The sequence below is a fragment of the Pseudomonas sp. P8_241 genome (genome assembly GCF_034008315.1).
Lineage (GTDB): Bacteria > Pseudomonadota > Gammaproteobacteria > Pseudomonadales > Pseudomonadaceae > Aquipseudomonas.
In genome coordinates, this window is sequence record NZ_CP125377.1 from 3,516,146 (window position 1) to 3,534,326 (window position 18,181).

The window sequence follows — 18,181 nt, forward strand, 5'->3', positions numbered from 1 at the left end:
AAAAGCCATGGGCCTGAGCCTGAAAATCCACGACGTGTCGGTACACTACCCCGGTCAGCAGAAAGGCCTGCGGGTAACGGCCCTGGCCGGGGTCAACCTGGACATCGCCAGCGGCGATTTCGTCGTCGCCCTGGGGGCGTCGGGCTGCGGCAAGACCACCCTGCTCAACCTGATGGCCGGCTTCATCCAGCCCAGCAGTGGTTTGATCACCCTGGGTGATTTCCACGGCCAGGTGCCGCAACAGACCTCGGCGGTGGCACAACTGCGCGACCAGGTCACCGGGCCAGGGTCCGAACGCGGCGTAGTTTTCCAGAAGCATGCGTTACTGCCCTGGTTGAATGTGCTCGACAACGTCGCCTTCGGCCTGAAACTTCGCGGCGTGGCCAGGGCGGAGCGCGAGGAGCGCGCACGGTACTTCCTGGAGCTCACGGGGCTGGCGGATTTCGCCGGCCACGCGGTGTATCAGCTGTCCGGCGGTATGCAACAACGGGTAGGAATCGCCCGGGCGCTGACCAATGATCCGCAGATGCTGTTGCTTGACGAGCCGCTCGGAGCACTGGATGCACTGACCCGCGAACGCTTGCAGGAACTGATCCTGCAGATCTGGATACGCACCGAAAAAATGATGTTTTTTATCACCCATGACGTCGAAGAAGCCCTGTTCATGGCCACCCGGCTGATCATCATGTCGCCACGTCCAGGCCGCATCACTCACGAGTTCCCGATCGACTTCGGCCGCCGTTTTCTCGCCGGCCAGGACGCCCGAACGGTGAAATCCAGTGCCGAATTCATTGCCCTGCGCGAGCAGGTGTTGAGCATTATCCACGGTGACGAGGAGGCCGCATGAGCCTGATGGACGAAAAACAACGCAACGCCGTGCTGCGCACCCTCAATGAACTGCGACGTGCCGCGCCCGCCCGACCGGGCGAACAGTATGGTGCACCGGGCAATGGTTCGAGCCTGGTCTTGAGCCTGGTCACCGTGGCACTGGCGTTTGCCACCTGGTACATCGCAACCAACGCCGGTTGGATCAAACCGCTGTTCCTGCCATCGCCCGAGGCCGTCTGGGCACAATTTCTGGACGTGGCCCGCGACGGGTTCGCCGACGCGACCTTGCTCAACCACATCGGCTGGAGTGCCCTGCGTGTCTTCGGGGCGTTTGTCCTGGCAGTGCTCACGGCGATCCCGGTGGGGATCATGATGGGTGTCAATCGCGTGGCCCGCGGGATTTTCGACCCGCTGGTGGAGTTCTACCGGCCACTACCGCCGCTGGCGTATTTGCCATTGGTGGTGATCTGGATGGGCATCGGTGAGGGCTCCAAGGTGCTGCTGATCTACCTGGCGATGTTCGCCCCGCTGGCCCTCAGCGCACGCGCCGGGGTCAAGTCGGTGGCCATCGAACAGATTCATGCCGCCTACTCCATGGGCGCCAGTCGTGCCCAGGTGCTGCGTCACGTGATCATGCCAGCGGCGCTGCCGGAGGTACTGACCGGCATGCGCATCGCAATTGGCTTCGGCTGGACCACCCTGGTGGCCGCCGAGATGGTTGCGGCCACAGCTGGTCTGGGCTTCATGGTGTTGACCGCTTCAAAATTCATGGCCACCGACGTGGTGATCATGGGTATCTTGGTCATCGGCGTCATGGCCTTGCTGTTCGACCTGGGCATGCGTTGGCTGGAACGGCGCCTGGTACCTTGGAAAGGCAAGGCCTGAGCATGCCTGCGGTTTCGCAGGCAACGCCCGGTAGTTGTTCGGGCATCGGCTGCCCCCGGCGTGATGGGCAGAAAACGGGCGATTCTGTTGAAAAAGTCGGTCATTTAAAGCGGCCTGATCATTAACCGGTAAACATTCCTTTTTGACACGCTGCTGTGTGAAATGTGCGTCTGGAAAATAGCTGCTGAAAGTAAAGATTTCGATCCGGGACGCGTAGTTTTCAGCTGCGGAAACCATGGCCGACTTTTTCAACAGAATCGGTCGACTTCTGCCGGTCACGACAGGCAGAAACCGGCCAGGAGCAGTCATTCGAGATATGTCCTCTAAGCAGACGCCCCCTACCTGCTCATCCACTGAGCCCACTTCAAACGAGGCGTATGCCCGAACAGAATTCCGCCGTCCAATTTACGCCGCGGGCCTGCCAGATTGGAAATGCTACGAATCACAATGTTCAACCCCTGTGTATGCGTGTGCCTCACAACATCGCAAGGCATGCAAAGGGGCGCACATTAATGCATTGATTCAGGGTTACGACCCACCCCACTGGAGGGGGTGCGTCATCCGCGCTTGCGCGCAACGATAATGGCTTCGTAACGACTCGACACCCCGAGTTTGATGAACATGTTCTTCAGGTTCCATTTGACGGTCTGCACGCTGATGTTGAGTGCCAGTGCGATGTGTTTGTTGGACATGGACTGTTCCAGCAGCGTGAGAATCTCCTGCTCGCGCTTGGTCAGCGGCTCTGTGTCATCGTAAGACCCCGTTAACGGTGCCGTAGACTTGTCACTGATTGGTAAAGTGATTTGCTTCATGCCGATCAGCAGTTGCTGCTGATACTGCACAAGCGTCTCCACTGACTGACAGTCCAGCCTGGCCAGCAAGTCACGTAATGCTTCGCTTTCGTCAAGAAACGTCCGTACCAAGCCCAATCGGTAACCTGAAGCGAGCGCTGTTGTTAGACTGTCGCGGGATGCCTCATCATTCCCGAGCCTATCCAATGCTATTGCTTTGAGAAGATCAGCTTTGACCAACAGCGTCCCCCTGTTGAGCAAGGTCGCGACTTCATGAACTTCCTCGATCGCCAGCAGTGCTGCCTCCGGTTCCTGCCTGGCCAGCGCCAGGCGAGCCCGTGACAAACTAGCCGCGGCGGTAATTGCGCTTTGGCATGATTTGGAACGTTGTGGCTGTAAAACTAGGTCATCGAGGGATGCCTGCAACGATTCTCCATGTCGCCAGTCACCGGCTTTCAGCACCAGGTTGACCTGCTCGGCAAGCATGACGGCAACGCCATGGTTCAACCCCAGCGCGCGGAAATGGCTTTCTTTTTTTGCGACATAGTCGAGCGCACTCCTTACGCCTTCCTGCAGGAACTGCAGCCGTGCATAAGTACGGGCGGCGCAGTACATGTATTCAGGCGCAGAAAAATGCAGCATGTCCAGGCGGTTGGCGAGGGTTTCTCGGGCGTCGTCGATGCGGTCAAGTTCGTACCACAACTCAGCCAGAATCGCCGCCGTACTGGTCGCACTTATCGAACGACGCCCATGATGGGTTTCCGCGTCTGCAAGGACGCTCGAACAGATGCGTTCGGCTTCCAGCACGTTGCCTTCGTACAGCGCGACGACACCCAGGGTGCTGCGGTTGACCAGCGCCACCTCGCTTGTGTTGCTGAGCATGAGGTGGTCAGCCAAGGCGTTGAATCGGCTTCGCGCCTGAGCATACTGTCCGATGGTGGCAAGCGCGGCCACGGTCAGCCCCCAGCGGAAGTACTCGAAAAAAGCATGCCCCAATGGCGCGTCGCCAATCTCGTTCAGATAGACCAGGCCGCTTTCCACGTCCTCGTCCATCTCTGCGATCAACGCCTGCAGCAATTTGATTTGCAACGCCTGGGTTGGTGTCGGGTGGCTCGACGTCAGGATGTCTTTCCAATGCCTGGCCGTGTCCAGATGGCCGACCATCACCGCACTCCAGGCCCCCATCAGCATCAATCGCGGATGTTGGGCGAGAAGCTCTGTCGGCACGCGCTCGATCCAGCGCATGAAGACGCCAAGATGACTGAGATTGGCCAGAGTAGGAATGGCCCGTTCAAGGATCTCCACTACCGTCTGAAAATCACCGCTGAGCACCGCGTGTCGAACAGCTTCGGTAAAGAGCTCCTCATTGGCGAACCATTGAGCAGCACGCAGGTGCAGCCCACTGACGTCGATCCCGCCCTGCTCCAGGCGCTGGTTGAGGAACTCAGCGAACATTGGATGCAGCCGATACCACTCAAAACGATCTTCCATGTCCACCGGCAGCAAAAACAGGTTTCGTGCTTCAATGGATGCAATCAGCTGCGGGGCATGCTCGTTTTCCGTGACATAGGCGGCCAAGGGAGAACTGAAACGACGCAAAACCGATATTTTCTGCATGAACTGGAACAACTCATCGGGTAGATCGCCAATGACGTCCTCGGAAAGGTACGCACCAAGACTCGCGCTGTTGAGCAACTGCCTGCCGGGTTTCGGCGACTTACCAGGCTTGGCCTTCATCGAGATCGACACCAGTTGCAGGCCGATCGGCCATCCGTTGGTCAAGTCGTGAATCGAATGTGCGGCGTCTAGATCGATATTGGCATCCAGATGATTCTTGAGAAAACTGAAGGACTCGCGAAAGGCGAACGACAGTTCAGTGCCGTCAATCTCGCAAAGCTCGCCCATTGCCCGCAGGCGACCGAGCAATAGCGGCGTCGCCACCCGTGATGCCAAGACAATGTGCAAATTCCCTGGGGCCGCGTCGACCAGCGCCTGTATCAGCGCCAAGATCGCGGGATCGGTGATGTGGTGAAAATCGTCGATCATCAGGTATTGCTCGGCCCCATCCCGGTCGAGCGTATTGACCAGGGCTGCGCACATCGCCTGCTGCCAACCAGTCTTACCCGCGTCGCTTATCAGCCACAGGTCGTCCTCCAGAACCAGTCCGATTTTTTGCAGGGTACCGATCAACCCAGCGCAGAACGTCGTCCTCGATGCATCCTCGGAAATCAGCGAAAGCCAAGCAACGCGCGCCCCCTCCTTGACCAATTCCATTCGCCATTGCGCCATCAACGTGGTCTTTCCAAACCCGGCGCTGCCGGTGATGACCATTAGTTTTTTATGGCGCGCATCGTTCAGACGCGCCATCAGTTCCTCACGCAATACAGCTTGGCTGGAGAGGCGCGGCGGAGCGAATTTGGTGCTGACAAGCAGGGTGTTGGGTTTCATCAGGCAAAACTCGAGCGAGGGCGATGAAGGTGACACCACTCCAGCGGGGTGGGCGAAAATCATCGGCAATGCATTAACTTGGAAGCATTCGGACTATGAGTGAACTTGAGATGGTATGTCCACCGATGACAGATGCCCAAAGACTTTCAATCGACAGCATGCGCACCTTTGTGCAGCGTGAAATTGCACCCGTCGCCAGTCTATTGCGCCACGCCGCAGCACCGCGCGATCAGCTGCTGGAACTCACTCAGGCGGTCGCCGAGTTCGGCTTGCCTGGCATGGTGGTGACCAGGTCCCTCGGAGGTCACGGCGTCGACTGGGTGACCCAGGGCAGACTGTTCGAAGAGTTGGCAGCAGGCAGTGTCGAACTTGCCTGTCAGGTATTGCTCAATACGCTCGCAACGACGCTGGTGATGCAGCATCCGGCGCTGGCTGAGCGCTATCTCCCCGAGTTGATCGCTGGCCGCAGACTTGTCGGAATCACCCGGAACGGCCCGACCAGTGCACTGCACGGTCGACGCAAAGGCGACGAGTGGCTCATTGACGGCAGATGCGACAACATCAGCGCAAGCCTGCAGACCGACTTGCTCATTTGTGCGGTTCGCGAACACTCGAAGGCTTCCTCATGGATATTGCTGGATCGCTCGGAAGACCGCTTCGAGATCCGTCATTACCACGATGTTGAAGGTGAGAAGCACATATGCCTGCAGATCACTCAGGCCCGACTCCCGACACAGCGCTGGCTCGGCGATGCAGCCCCTGCCTCGCTGATGACACGCCATGTGCTGGATACATTCAAATTGCATGAAGCGGTGATCCAATTGGCCCGTGGTCAGGCGTTGCTCGATGCATCGATGTCCCGGGCCAGGCACAACACGCAGTTCGGTCGCCCGATTGCCGCCCAGCACCTCGTGGCCATGCAGTTCGCCGAACTCGCCACCCAACTGGATGCTGCCCGGCTGATGTGCGGGTTGGGTTTTGCGCAACTCGATGCCGGTCGCCTGGATGGCAATATCGCCAGCCGCGCACGGTTGTTGACGGCCGAGATCGCGCAACGTATCGAACGGCGTATCAGCCGGATCGACAGCAGCAACGTCCCTCAGAACAACAACCCGAATTGGCCACACAACGGCGGACCGCTGGCTCTTCTCAGCGAGAGTATCGCCGAGGATGCGCAACGAATCGCCGTAGGCCTGATCGGCGAGTTACCCTGACTCTGAATATGCCAACGCGCGGCCAGGCCTGCACCTGAACCGCGCGGTTCCATCAGGGTTCCTCAGTCGAGTTTTTCGATGTCACTCAACACCCAACTGCGGTCGACCATCGCCTGTTGCGGTCCATAGATCCGGAACATGGTGAAGAACGGCTGGCCAGCCTGAGTGCTGATCCAGTTGGCTTCATGCCCGGTCGGCGGTTTCGGCCCGAAGTACAGATCGACGCTGCCATCAGGGTTCTTCTTCATCTGCTGGTTGTAGGAGTCAAGCCCGACTACCCTCGCCTCGCGGATGAACCCGGCAGTACGCGCGTCGTACACATCGAGCGCCCAGAAATCCCGTGCCGGCGCGTTGGCCGGGATGGTCAAGCGGTAGCTCTGGCTGCCATCAAGGGGCTCGCCTTTGCCGGTTTCGTAGCTTTTCATGTACACCTGTGGCCCCGGCGGCACGATGGGGCCGAACATGGCAAACCAGGCAAAAGCCCGCTCGTCCAGATAGACACCCTGCCCCGGCTCGATGAACGTCAGTTTGGTGCCAATCGCCTGTTTTGGCCCGGCCAGTGAGCGCCATTTGCGTCGCCCTTCCCAAACCTCGATACCCGATCGGGCGTAGCCGTCCATCATGTAGGCGTGTGCTTCACCGATGGCCGCGTCGAGTAGTTTCTGACGCTGGGCGTCTGCCTTGAAGTCCAGACCTTTACCAATGCCCAGCGCATTCAATTGCCCCATCATGCTCAGGTCGCGATCCTGCACCGGTTCTTCACTGACCATCCGCGCCAATGAGTCGTAGAAACTGGCGTCATAGCGGGCGATGGCTTCAAAGACTTTGTCGGCCACGTCTATGTAGCGGTTGGAGGCCGGTGTCTGCGCCTGCTCAAGTGGGTAAACTTTCAAGGTTTTCAGGTAGTCGACGCCATTCGCCAAGTCCTGAGTGCTGGTGGTTTGGGTGATGACCCTCAACAAGGTGTAGTTGTTGTAGGTGTTGCTTTGGATGGGGATGAAACCGGCCGGCACTTCACCCTTATAGCCCGGCGGCAACATCAGGTAGCGCCCACCTTTGCCCTGATCCTGCCCGCGGCTGCCGACATTGAGCAACGGGATGGTCCAGGCATCGAGCACTGCGCCATAGAGACCTGCCGTAGTGGTTGCCGGAATATCCAGAACAACAGGGCCATCCTTCAGATTGACGAAAGTCATGACGTAAATGGTGGAATGATTGGGGGTGGTGGTCTGGTTCTTCCAATCCGACGGACGCGACCAGTACATGACGTCGTTATAGCGTGCGCCGGCATCGCGAAAATAGGCCTGGCGCATGGCATCGAAGTTCACCAACGGCATGCCCCAGACCGCCGCTTCAACTGCACGGCGTTCAATCATGCGGGTGTGTAGGACTTCAGGGGTCAACAGTGTCTGGGTCTGGCTGAATGACGGCAGCGGAGCGCCGGTCAGTCCCAACCCCAACCCAAGGCTGATCAAGCAGGCTGCAAGCAAGGTCTTGCGGCCACGCGACCCGACATTTGTGCAGTGAGATTGCATAGTTTCTGGGTCCTCAACTTACTGTTTTTATTGTTTGCCGTGCCACGGATGAATCAGGCCACACCGCGCTTGCGGCCCTCCCAGAACGGCGCTCGCAGGTCGGTCTTGAGCACCTTGCCCACGCTGGAAACCGGCAAACTGTCGCGGAACTCGACACTACGTGGGCACTTGTAGCCGGCGATGCGTTCGCGGCAGTGACTGACCACTTGCTCGTCAGTGACTATCGCGCCGGGTTTGCGGATGATCACCGCGTGCACCGTTTCGCCCCACTTGTCGCAGGGGATGCCGATCACCGCGACCTGGGCCACGGCCGGGTGGCTGGCGATGGCGGTCTCCACTTCAGCGGAATAGATGTTTTCGCCGCCGCTGACGATCATGTCCTTTAGGCGGTCGCACACATGGACGAATCCATCGTCATCCATGTAGCCGCCGTCACCGGTGTGCATCCAGCCATTGCGCAATACTTCAGCGGTGGCTTCAGGTTTGTTCCAGTAACCGAGCATGACGTTCGCCCCGCGTACGGCTATCTCCCCGACGGTGCCACGCGGCACTTCCAGGTCTTCGGTATCGACGACGCGCACTTCCACGCACGCCGCCGGCTGCCCGGCCGAGTGCATTTTGCCGCTTTGGTGGTGTTCTGCGCTGTGATACTCGGGTAACAGCAAGGTGGCGATGGGCGCCAGTTCTGTCATGCCGTAACCCTGGCGGAATCCGGCGCTGGGGAACGTATCACGGGCACGATCCAGCAAAACTGGTGTGATGGGTGATGCGCCGTAGCCCAGGGTTTGCAGTGACGACAGGTCAAGGCCGGCGGTGTCAGGATTGTTGGTCCGCCAGTCCAGCAGCATCTGGATCATGGTCGGTGCCAGAAGGATTTCGCTGACTCGCTCGGTGGCAATGGTTTCCAGCACGGTCTGTGGCAGGAAAGAAGGCAGGACGATGTGGGTACCGCCGCTGATGAACAGTGCGGTCATGGCCGCAAAGTCAGCCAGATGGAACATCGGCATCGTATGCAGGAAACGTTCGTGTGGACGGCAGGAGCCAGACATAACGATGGCCATCGATGAAACGCAGACGTTCGTGTGGCTGAGCATCACACCTTTCGGAAAACCGGTGGTGCCACCGGTATAAAAGATACCCAGCAGCTCATCGCCGCCGCGACGTGCGTCCTCGACTGGCGCGTACTCGGCAATCAACGCTTCGTAATTAAGCATGCCGGACGGTGTTTCACCGTCACCCGCATAGATCACCACCCGTAGGGTTTTTGCTGTTTCGATGATCTTGCTCGCATGGGCCAGAAAGTTGTCGTCGACGATCAGCACCGTCGTACCCGAATCGTCAAGCGAGTAGATGATTTCCGTCACACTCCAACGGGTATTGACCGGGTTGAGCACCGCATCGGCCCAAGGCACTGCCTGGTAGTACTCGATGTAGCGCAGGGAGTTGAGCGACAGCATCGCCACGCGATCACCGCGTGTGACGCTCAGGCCCTTTAACGCACCGGCGAGGCGTGCAACGCGATCGCCAAATTCGGCGTAGGTGATGCCGCGACCCTGATAGCGAATGGCAGTAGCGTTCGGGCAGCGTTGCAGGTGACGGTGCAAACCTTGGGTGATGTACATCGGGAACTCCCATTCTTATTGTTCTGGGGCTATGGCCTTGTTAGAGGCCATCGGTAATCAGGCGTACCCGTTCTAGCGCAGTATCGGGCCAGCGCTTGCGCACCTCTTCCCTGTCGGGGTGATGGGCGTGGCAAGTGCCGAGGAACCAGGGCTTCGGTACGACATAACCCGGCTCGCGGGCCGCACGCTCACGTTCGGCTTCGCGCAGCAGATCCACGGTGCTTTGGTACAACGTGGTCGCCATCGGGCCAAGCAATTCGGTCAGGTGGGTACAGCCTTGAACTCCGCCCACGCGCTGGATCATCTGCTTCTTGAAGCCAGGACCTACCTTCAGACCGATCAGGCTTTTGTAAGCGGAAACGATTTCCGGGCAAAACGGTGTCGGGAAGTCGTCCATGACCGCCTCGACGTTGCGAATGTTGAACTGCAGATCCGCGGTGATGACAATTCGCATCCGGTGCACGGGCGCACCGGCAGTGATGACTTTGTAGAAGGCATCATGGTCGTGATGTTTGCTGTCCAGCAGCGTGCCTTCCAGATCGATCAGACCATCGCTACGCAGGTATCCGGTACAGATCACCTGTCGTGTATGCAGCGGCTGGCGTTCTTTTTCGCCCGATACAGGTTGCTTCATTGCACTTATCTCGACGCCGGGGACATGAACTCGGGACTCAGAGCGAACGACCGACCAGCTCGCGCTGGATTTCGTTGGCGCCACCGTAAATACGTGCAACGCGCGCATCAGCCCACATCCGGGCGATCGGGTATTCGTTCATGTAGCCGTAGCCACCGAAGAACTGCAGGCAGGTATCGAGCACTTCGCTCTGGCGTTCTGTCAGCCAGAACTTGCCCATCGAGGCCAGCGTCGAGTCGAGTTTGCCCGCGACCCATTGCGCGATGATGTGATCGCAGAACGTGCGCGAAGCGAATACGGTGGCCTTGACGTCAGCGAGGCTGAAACGGGTGTTCTGGAAATCCAGTACCGGCTTGCCGAACACCTGGCGCTCTTTGGTGTACTCAAGGGTTAGCTTGAGGGCGCGTTCCATGGTGGCGGCGGCGCCAATGGCGATCTGCGCCCGTTCGAACGGCAGTTGCTTCATCAGCGTGTACAGGCCTTTGCCTTCGACACCGCCAAGCAGGCAGTCGGCCGGGACTTCGACATCGTCGAAGAACATTTCGGAAGTATCCGACGATAGCAGCCCGATCTTGTCCAGGCACTTGCCGCGACGGAAGCCCGGCAGCTTGGTGTCAACCAGGAAAATCGAAATACCCTTGGAGCCGGCGGACATGTCGGTCTTGGCGACCACGGCCACCATGTCGCTGGTCTGGCCGTTGGTGATGAACGTCTTGGCGCCATTGATCACATACTTGTCGCCTTGCTTGACTGCGCGGGTACGGACAGCCTGCAAATCGGAACCGGTGCCCGGCTCGGTCATGGCGACGGAGCAGATCACTTCACCCGAGGCAATCTTCGGCAGCCAGTGCTGCTTTTGCGTCTCAGTGCCGTCATCGAGGATGTAGTGACCGACGATGTGGTTGATTCCAACGCCCATGCCGGATACACCGGCATAGAACAGTTCACTGACCACCACTGCCAGGTGCGCCGGTGTGCCGCCCGAACCGCCATACTCCACGTCGATATCGGGCAGGATCATGCCCATTTCGCCCGTCGCCAGCCATGAAGCGCGGTCGGCCTGGTGCTGCTCACGCCACTTCTCTTCCATGGGTGCCAATTGGGTGGTGACAAAACGGCGAACACTGTCGGCAAATGGCGCGACGTCTTCGTCGAGCCAAGGGGAACGGTAGCTATCCAGCATGGCGAATACCTCAAAATTCTTATTGTTGTCATGACCCGAACGCTCCGCGGTGAATGGCGAGGCGCCGGGATTTTCACGATCAGTGTTTAAACAGCACCGTGACCGCCACCGCAGACCAGGGTCTGGCCGGACACGTAGTTGGCTTCCGGCAGGCACAGCATCACCACCGAACCTGCGGCTTCTTCCGGCGTGCCCGGACGGCCCAGCGGGATCATCTGGCTGGCGCCGTCAACCATGGCCTGCTGTACACCGACCTTGATCTCGCGGCCCTCGATGTTGACGGTCTTGCTTTCGTTGCCGGCCAGTGCCTGAGTCAGACGCGTATCGATGAAGCCGAACGCTACGGCGTTGACGCACACCTTCATGCGGCCCCACTCGCGGGCCAGCGTCTTGGTCATGCCGAGGATGCCCGCCTTGGCCGAGGAGTAGTTAGCCTGACCAGCGTTGCCACCGGCAGCAACGGAAGAAATGTTGACCACCTTGCGGAAAACCTCCCGACCTTCGGCGACTTCTTTCTTGGCCTGAGCGCTGATGACCGGCTGGGCGGCGCGCAGGATGCGGAAAGGTGCGGTCAGGTGGCAGTCGAGAATCGCGTACCACTGCTCATCGGTCATCTTCTGGATCACATTGTCCCAGGTGTAGCCGGCGTTGTTAACGATGATGTCGATGCCGCCAAAACTTTGAACGGCGGTCTGCACAAAGCGCTCAGCGAAATCGGCGGCAGTGACACTGCCGACACAGGCCACGGCTTCGCCGCCGGCGGCGCGGATCTCAGCGACCACTTCTTCGGCGGGCGCGGCGTCCAGGTCATTGACCACGATTTTGGCGCCATAGGCGGCCAGTTGCAGGGCGACACTGCGACCAATCCCACGACCGGAACCGGTGATCAGAGCGACTTTGCCTTCGAGCTTTTTCATTATTGTTTTCCAAGGATAGGGAGTTGGAGGATTCAGACCAGCGCTACGACGGCTTCGCCGACAAGCTTGTCCTCGCCATATTGGTTGGCGCAGTGGATCGCCAGGCGCACACGCTTCTCGCCATTTTCTTCAAATTTTTCGGTGATTTTGCCTGTGCAAGTCGGCGTGTGGCCGAGCTGGGTGATGCCGGTAAAACGCATCGACAACGAACGCACCTGTTGCTGCGGTACCCACTGGGTCAGCAGGCGTCCCAAGTAGGCGGCGGACAACATGCCGTGGGCAAATACGTCGGGCATGCGCGCCTTGCGGGCGAAGTCGATGTCGATATGGATCGGGTTGTGGTCACCCGAAGCGCCGCAGTAGAGGGCCAGGGTGGTGCGGTTGATGGCTGGCAGGTTCAACGCCGGCAGTTCATCACCTTCGTGGATATCGCTGTATTGAATATTCATGGGTATGTTCCTCAACGTTGAACGAGGGTGCCGCGGACATCGGCGATGTGGATGCCGTCCTGATTGGTCACGCGGGTTTCGTTGACCACGAACTGCAAGGCGCCACCCTTCTTTTCGTAGACATCGACTACGCGGGAATCGAAAGTCAGCGTGTCACCGGCAACGGCGCTGGCGTGGTACACGAACGATTGCTCGGCGTGCAGGATGCGCCCCAGGTCAAAGCCGTAGATGTCCAACATTTCCACCAGGTCGCGCCCCTCGCCTTGCAGGCACAGGAGGAACGTTGGTGGTACCGGCAGGGATTTATAGCCAGCGGCCTGAGCCGCAGCTTCGTCGGTGTATACCGGGTCGGTTTCACCAATCGCCTTTGCGAAGAAACGCAGGCGGCCTTTTTCCACTTCGGCGCTGGTGACGCCGAGCGAGCGGCCGATCAGACTCTTGTCTGCCATTTCACTACTCTCCTATCAGGGTTCTCAGACCCGCGCCCTTGGAGGCGGGTCCAATGGATCAGCCGCGGCCGTAGAGCGTCACGACGCAAGCGCCGCCCAGTCCGAGGTTGTGCTGCAACGCATGACGCACACCCTGTACCTGACGGTCCTGAGCCGTGCCGCGCAATTGATGGGTCAGTTCGTAGCACTGCGCCAGCCCAGTGGCGCCCAGCGGGTGCCCCTTGGAAAGCAGCCCGCCCGACGGGTTGGTGACGACTTGGCCGCCATAGGTGTTGTCGCCGTCGAGCACAAATCGCTCGGCGCCACCGACCGGACAAAGACCCAGCGATTCATAGGTCAGCAGTTCGTTGTGGGCGAAGCAGTCGTGCATTTCGGCGACGCGGATGTCCTGCGGTCCTACACCAGCCTTCTCATACACTTCATGAGCGGCGCGCTGAGCCATGTCGAAACCGACCATTTGGATCATCGATGGCGGCTCGTAGGCGATTGGCATGTCCGTGGTCATCGACTGGGCGAGGATCACCACGTCTGTGCGCAAGCCGTGTTTGCGGGCGAAAGCCTCGGTGCAGATGATTGCCGCCGCGGCACCACAGGTTGGCGGGCAAGCCATCAGGCGGGTCATCACGCCGGGCCATACGACCTGATCGTTCATCACGTCTTCGGTAGTCACGACCTTGCGGAACAGCGCCAGCGGGTTGTTGGCCGCGTGACGGCTGGCCTTGGCGCGGATGGCCGCGAAGGTGCTCATTTGCGTGCCGTATTTGTGCATGTGCTCACGACCGGCGCCACCGAACATCTTCAGCGCCATGGGTACGCCTTCGGCATCGGCGGTCAGCAGGTCCGCCACTGCCGAGCTTTTGCCCATGGCGGCCGGGCGATCTTCCCACTGGTTTTTCAGCGCGCCGGGTTGCATTTGCTCGAAGCCCAGCGCCAGGGCACATTCCACCGCACCGCTTTCTACGGCCTGGCGTGCCAGGTACAGCGCGCTGGAGCCGGTCGAGCAGTTGTTGTTGACGTTGACTACCGGGATACCGGTCATCCCCACTTCATAGAGGGCCGACTGACCAGAGGTGGAATCGCCGTAGACGTACCCGACATAGGCCTGCTGCACCAGCCGGTAATCCAGCCCAGAATCCTTGAGGGCCAGGCAGGTCGCCTCGGCGCCCATTTCGATGTAGGAGCCGCTGGCACCTGGTTTCAGAAACGGAATCATACCTACGCCGGCTACATACACTTTCTGCGACATCGTCTTCTCCATTGTGTGGTTGTGCCTCGTGACACCAGGTTCACGAGATCAAGCGACGGCTGGGCCGGCTCACACTTTCAAGATACGTAGCGTGCTTGCGATACGACCCGCCCTCGAAGAGTGGGTGGGGTGGGTGGGTTCCTCGCCACTGGTTCGGTGTCGCGCCTGACTGACGGCGTTTTACCCCCTCCCTGCCCGCCACTCTTCGAGAGTGGGTCCGATCATTCGCCACTGCCTTAGCTTCTCTGGCCATGCACGGAAAACGCACAGAGGAGTTTCCATGACGGTTCTACAAGGCAAAGTTGCGATCGTGACCGGCGCAGCGTCCGGCATCGGGCGGGCCACTGCCCTGCTCTTCGCGCGTCAGGGCGCCAAAGTGGTCGTGGCGGACATGAATGAATCCGCGGGCCTGGAGGTGGTGCGGTTGATTGAGCAGGAAGGCGCGCAAGCGTTCTTTCAAATGCTCGATGTACGCAGTGAGGAAAATTGTGCGGCGCTGGTCGATTCGACGTTGCAGCGATATGGCCAACTCGACATCGCCCTCAACAACGCCGGCGTCTTTGCCGCACCGACCTTGACTGAGGATCAGGGCCTGGCGCTCTGGCAACGCATGCTCGATGTCAATCTGACGGGCGTCTTCAACTGCATGGTTCACGAGCTGCGCGCGATGAAATCCCGCGGCGGTTCCATCATCAATACCGCCTCGGTCGCCGGTATCAGTGGCACTTATGGGGCTGCGGCGTATTGCGCCTCCAAGCATGGCGTGATCGGCCTGACCCGCAGCGCAGCTCTGGAATACGGCAAGTACGGCGTGCGCATCAACGCCCTGTGCCCCGGATTGATCGAGACGCCCATGACCGCCGGCCCGGACAGCGGTTTCAACGAAAAAATGATCAGCGCGGGCGTTAAAGGCTCGGCCGTACGCCGTCAGGGCACACCTGAGGAAATGGCCGAGATGGCGCTTTGGCTGGCCTCGGATCGGTCGTCCTACGCCACCGGTGGGCATTTCGTGGTCGACGGCGGTGTATCGGCTTGAGCCGTGAAGCCAGTCAGTTGGCTCCCGCAAGGACTTTTGGCTGCCCCCCATTTTTGACACATGTAATGGAAGTCATTGATATGAAGCTTCTGCAAAACAAGGTGGCCATCGTCACCGGTGGTTCATCCGGTATCGGCCGTGCGACAGCCCTGTTGTTCGCCCGCGAGGGTGCCCGGGTGGTCGTGGCGGACATGAACGACGCGGCAGGACAAGCCGTGGTCGACGAAATTCGCCAATCCGATGGTGATGCCTTCTTCCAGCGGGTCGACGTGCGCCGCGAGGAAGATTGCGCGGCGCTGGTCGAGGTAACGCTGGGCCAATACGGCCAGCTCGACATCGCCTTCAACAATGCCGGCATCAGCGGTTCCACCGGGCTGATCGAAAACCAAAGCCTGGAGCACTGGCGCAACGTGCTGGATGTGAACCTGACCGGGGTTTTCAACTGCATGGTGCATGAACTGCGCGCCATGAAAGCGCGCGGCGGTTCGATCATCAACACCGCCTCGATCATGGGTCTGCAAGGCACCGCTGGCGCATCCGCCTACTCGGCGTCCAAGCATGGCGTGATCGGCCTGACCCGCAGTGCCGCGCTGGAATATGGCAAGTACGGCGTGCGAATCAACGCGCTGTGCCCGGGTTTCGTAGAGACACCGATGATCGTCGGAGTCGGCAGCGAATTCGATCCCGATACGCTGGCGACGATGCTCAAGACCATTCCCCAACGCCGGCTGGGCGAGCCGTCCGAACAAGCACAAATGGTGCTCTGGTTGGCCTCGGACCGATCTTCATATGCCACCGGCGGACACTTCGTAGTGGACGGCGGTTACACGGCTTAAACCTGACAGTTGCACATTTTTTAGTGGAGCCTCTATGAACTACGAACAGTACAACTTCATCACCTTCGAAAAAGACAACGGCGTGTTGACCGTACGTTTGAATCGCCCTGAAGCTTTCAACGCGGTGAACGGTGCACTGCACGAAGAGCTTTCCCGGGTATTCGCCGACATCGCCGCCGACCGCAGCGTGCATGCCCTGGTCCTGACGGGTGAAGGTCGCGGTTTTTGCGGTGGCGGCGACCTCGCCTGGATGCGTGACATCGATCAGCAAGGCATCGATCAGCTGTTCCGTGAAGCACGCAAGATCATTATCGACATGCTTGAACTGCCACAGCCGATCATCGCGGCGGTCAATGGTCACGCGGCCGGTCTTGGAGCAACCCTGGCGTTGTTCTGCGACATGATTTTCGTCGCCGAGTCAGCGAAAATTTCCGACCCTCATGTACGCGTAGGCATTGCTGCCGGTGATGGCGGTGGTGCTATTTGGCCCCTGCTGGTCGGCCCTGCCCGCGCCAAACAATACCTGTTTACCGGCGACACGCTCAGCGCTACCGAAGCCGAGCGCATCGGCCTAGTCAATCAGGTCGTAGCCAATGGCGAAGTGTTGACCAGCGCCACCGCGATGGCCCGACGCATGGCTGACGGTCCGCGCCTGGCGATCCAGGCCAGCAAGGCCGTCGTCAACAAGATCCTGCGCGACACCGTCAACCTGGTCCTCGATACCTCGCTAGCCCTCGAGAAGGAAAACTTCTTCAGTGCCGACCACAAGGAGGCGATCAAGGCCTTCGAAGAGAAGCGCTCCCCGGTCTACCGCGGCGCCTGATGCGAGCCGGTGCGCAGGCCTATTCGATCTGCCCCGCGCGCCGCCTACCCTCTCCTCATTAGAGAACCCTTTCAATGGACATCCAATACACGCCGGCCGAACTGGCCTTCCGTGAGGAAGTGCGGGCTTTTCTGCATGACAAGCTACCCCCGGAGCTGGCCGCCAAAGGACGGTTGGGCAAACGCCTGACCAAGCACGATTACGTGAGCTGGATGGCGGCGCTGAACGAACGCGGCTGGTACGCGTCCCTGTGGCCGGCGGAGCTGGGCGGCACTGGCTGGAGCGAAGTACAGAAGCATATTTTCGAAGACGAGTGCGCCGCGTTCGGTGCGCCGCCGGTACTACCGTTCGGGGTGGTGATGGTGGGCCCGGTCATCATCAAGTTCGGCACCGAAGAGCAAAAAGCCCATTACCTGCCCCGCATCCTCGACGGCACCGACTGGTGGTGCCAGGGTTATTCCGAACCCGGTGCCGGTTCCGACTTGGCCTCGCTGAAGACCCGCGCTGTGCGCGACGGCGATCACTACGTCGTCACTGGTCAGAAAACCTGGACCACCCAGGCTCAGTTCGCCGACTGGATTTTCTGTCTGGTGCGCACCAATAGCGAAGCCCAGGCGCAACGTGGCATTTCATTCCTGCTGATCGACATGAAAAGTCCGGGGATCAGCGTGCGGCCGATCATCACCCTCGACGGCGACCATGAAGTCAACGAGGTTTTCTTCGACGACGTGCGCGTGCCAGTGGCCAACCTGGTGGGTGAGGAAAACCACGGCTGGACCTACGCCAAGTACCTGCTGACCCACGAACGCACCACCGTCGCCGGCATCGGCACCTCGAAAGCGCAGCTACGCCAGCTAAAGCACATTGCTGGCCGGGAACAGCGTAATCGCCGGCCATTGATCGACGACCCGCTGTTTCGCGCACAAATCGCCGAAGTGGAAATGCAACTGATCGCAGCCGAAATGAGCACGCTGCGGATGCTCGCCGCCGCCCGTGATGGCGGCGGCATCGGCGCCGCCAGCTCGTTTCTCAAGGTCAAAGGCTCCGAGATTCGCCAGTCCTTGAGCCACCTGATGCGCAAGGCTGTCGGCCCTTACGCGCTGCCGTTCCTGGATGCGGAACAAGAACAAGTGACTACCGACAATCTGCTCCACACCGAATACAGCTCCACGGTGTCGGGTCAGTATTTCAACCTGCGCAAGCTGTCGATTTTCGGTGGTTCCAACGAGATTCAGAAAAACATCGTCTCAAAGATGATTCTTGAACTGTAAAAGGCCGCCCGATC

General features: G+C 59.7%; 16 protein-coding genes. 7 read left to right on the plus strand and 9 right to left on the minus strand.

Annotated features, from left to right (window positions below; all coding sequences use genetic code 11):
* The first annotated feature begins 7 nt into the window (after window positions 1-7).
* The gene (locus QMK58_RS15925; protein WP_082344471.1) at window positions 8-847 is read left to right on the plus strand and encodes a taurine ABC transporter ATP-binding protein; all 840 of its coding nucleotides are present in this window, start codon (window positions 8-10) and stop codon (window positions 845-847) included.
* On the plus strand, window positions 844-1,713 hold the full coding sequence (locus QMK58_RS15930; RefSeq protein WP_053159349.1) for an ABC transporter permease subunit: 870 nt from the start codon (window positions 844-846) through the stop codon (window positions 1,711-1,713). The genes QMK58_RS15925 and QMK58_RS15930 overlap by 4 nt, the downstream gene beginning before the upstream one ends.
* Window positions 1,714-2,270: 557 nt before the next feature.
* On the opposite strand, the gene QMK58_RS15935 is transcribed toward QMK58_RS15930, so the two are convergent.
* Complete coding sequence (locus QMK58_RS15935; RefSeq protein ID WP_053159347.1) at window positions 2,271-4,952, minus strand: LuxR C-terminal-related transcriptional regulator; 2,682 nt, start codon at window positions 4,950-4,952, stop codon at window positions 2,271-2,273.
* A gap of 125 nt (window positions 4,953-5,077) precedes the next feature.
* Between QMK58_RS15935 and QMK58_RS15940 the strand changes: the two genes are divergently transcribed.
* Window positions 5,078-6,166, plus strand: a complete 1,089-nt coding sequence (locus tag QMK58_RS15940) for an acyl-CoA dehydrogenase family protein (protein WP_053159345.1) — start codon at window positions 5,078-5,080, stop codon at window positions 6,164-6,166.
* Between the two features lie 62 nt (window positions 6,167-6,228).
* Here QMK58_RS15940 and QMK58_RS15945 read toward each other — a convergent pair whose 3' ends face one another.
* From QMK58_RS15945 to QMK58_RS15980, 8 genes are all read right to left on the minus strand, one after another.
* The gene (locus QMK58_RS15945) at window positions 6,229-7,701 is read right to left on the minus strand and encodes a DUF1254 domain-containing protein (RefSeq protein WP_053159343.1); all 1,473 of its coding nucleotides are present in this window, start codon (window positions 7,699-7,701) and stop codon (window positions 6,229-6,231) included.
* Window positions 7,702-7,754: 53 nt separating this feature from the next.
* Window positions 7,755-9,323, minus strand: coding sequence for an acyl-CoA synthetase (locus tag QMK58_RS15950; RefSeq protein WP_053159341.1), 1,569 nt, complete (start codon window positions 9,321-9,323; stop codon window positions 7,755-7,757).
* A 40-nt stretch (window positions 9,324-9,363) separates the two neighbouring features.
* The gene (locus tag QMK58_RS15955) at window positions 9,364-9,957 is read right to left on the minus strand and encodes a DUF2889 domain-containing protein (protein ID WP_053159340.1); all 594 of its coding nucleotides are present in this window, start codon (window positions 9,955-9,957) and stop codon (window positions 9,364-9,366) included.
* Between the two features lie 37 nt (window positions 9,958-9,994).
* Window positions 9,995-11,140 carry an acyl-CoA dehydrogenase family protein gene (locus QMK58_RS15960; RefSeq protein WP_053159338.1) on the minus strand — a complete coding sequence of 382 codons (1,146 nt, stop codon included), beginning with the start codon at window positions 11,138-11,140 and terminating at the stop codon, window positions 9,995-9,997.
* Between the two features lie 86 nt (window positions 11,141-11,226).
* Window positions 11,227-12,057, minus strand: coding sequence for an SDR family NAD(P)-dependent oxidoreductase (locus QMK58_RS15965; protein WP_053159336.1), 831 nt, complete (start codon window positions 12,055-12,057; stop codon window positions 11,227-11,229).
* A 32-nt stretch (window positions 12,058-12,089) separates the two neighbouring features.
* Entirely contained in the window at window positions 12,090-12,506 is a 417-nt protein-coding gene (locus QMK58_RS15970; protein WP_053159335.1) for a MaoC family dehydratase, read from the minus strand.
* 11 nt (window positions 12,507-12,517) lie between these two features.
* On the minus strand, window positions 12,518-12,955 hold the full coding sequence (locus QMK58_RS15975; protein WP_053159333.1) for a MaoC family dehydratase N-terminal domain-containing protein: 438 nt from the start codon (window positions 12,953-12,955) through the stop codon (window positions 12,518-12,520).
* 58 nt (window positions 12,956-13,013) lie between these two features.
* Complete coding sequence (locus QMK58_RS15980) at window positions 13,014-14,201, minus strand: lipid-transfer protein (protein WP_053159330.1); 1,188 nt, start codon at window positions 14,199-14,201, stop codon at window positions 13,014-13,016.
* Window positions 14,202-14,481: 280 nt separating this feature from the next.
* On the opposite strand from QMK58_RS15980, the gene QMK58_RS15985 reads away from it, so the two are divergent.
* The 4 genes from QMK58_RS15985 to QMK58_RS16000 all read left to right on the plus strand — a co-directional run bounded on the left by QMK58_RS15985 (window position 14,482) and on the right by QMK58_RS16000 (window position 18,167).
* Window positions 14,482-15,237 (plus strand): SDR family NAD(P)-dependent oxidoreductase, encoded by a 756-nt coding sequence (locus QMK58_RS15985; RefSeq protein ID WP_320395018.1) that lies wholly within the window; start codon window positions 14,482-14,484, stop codon window positions 15,235-15,237.
* A gap of 80 nt (window positions 15,238-15,317) precedes the next feature.
* The gene (locus tag QMK58_RS15990) at window positions 15,318-16,073 is read left to right on the plus strand and encodes an SDR family NAD(P)-dependent oxidoreductase (RefSeq protein ID WP_053159326.1); all 756 of its coding nucleotides are present in this window, start codon (window positions 15,318-15,320) and stop codon (window positions 16,071-16,073) included.
* A gap of 34 nt (window positions 16,074-16,107) precedes the next feature.
* Entirely contained in the window at window positions 16,108-16,896 is a 789-nt protein-coding gene (locus tag QMK58_RS15995; RefSeq protein ID WP_053159324.1) for an enoyl-CoA hydratase/isomerase family protein, read from the plus strand.
* Window positions 16,897-16,970: 74 nt separating this feature from the next.
* Window positions 16,971-18,167 (plus strand): acyl-CoA dehydrogenase family protein, encoded by a 1,197-nt coding sequence (locus QMK58_RS16000; RefSeq protein WP_053159322.1) that lies wholly within the window; start codon window positions 16,971-16,973, stop codon window positions 18,165-18,167.
* Window positions 18,168-18,181 lie beyond the last annotated feature (14 nt).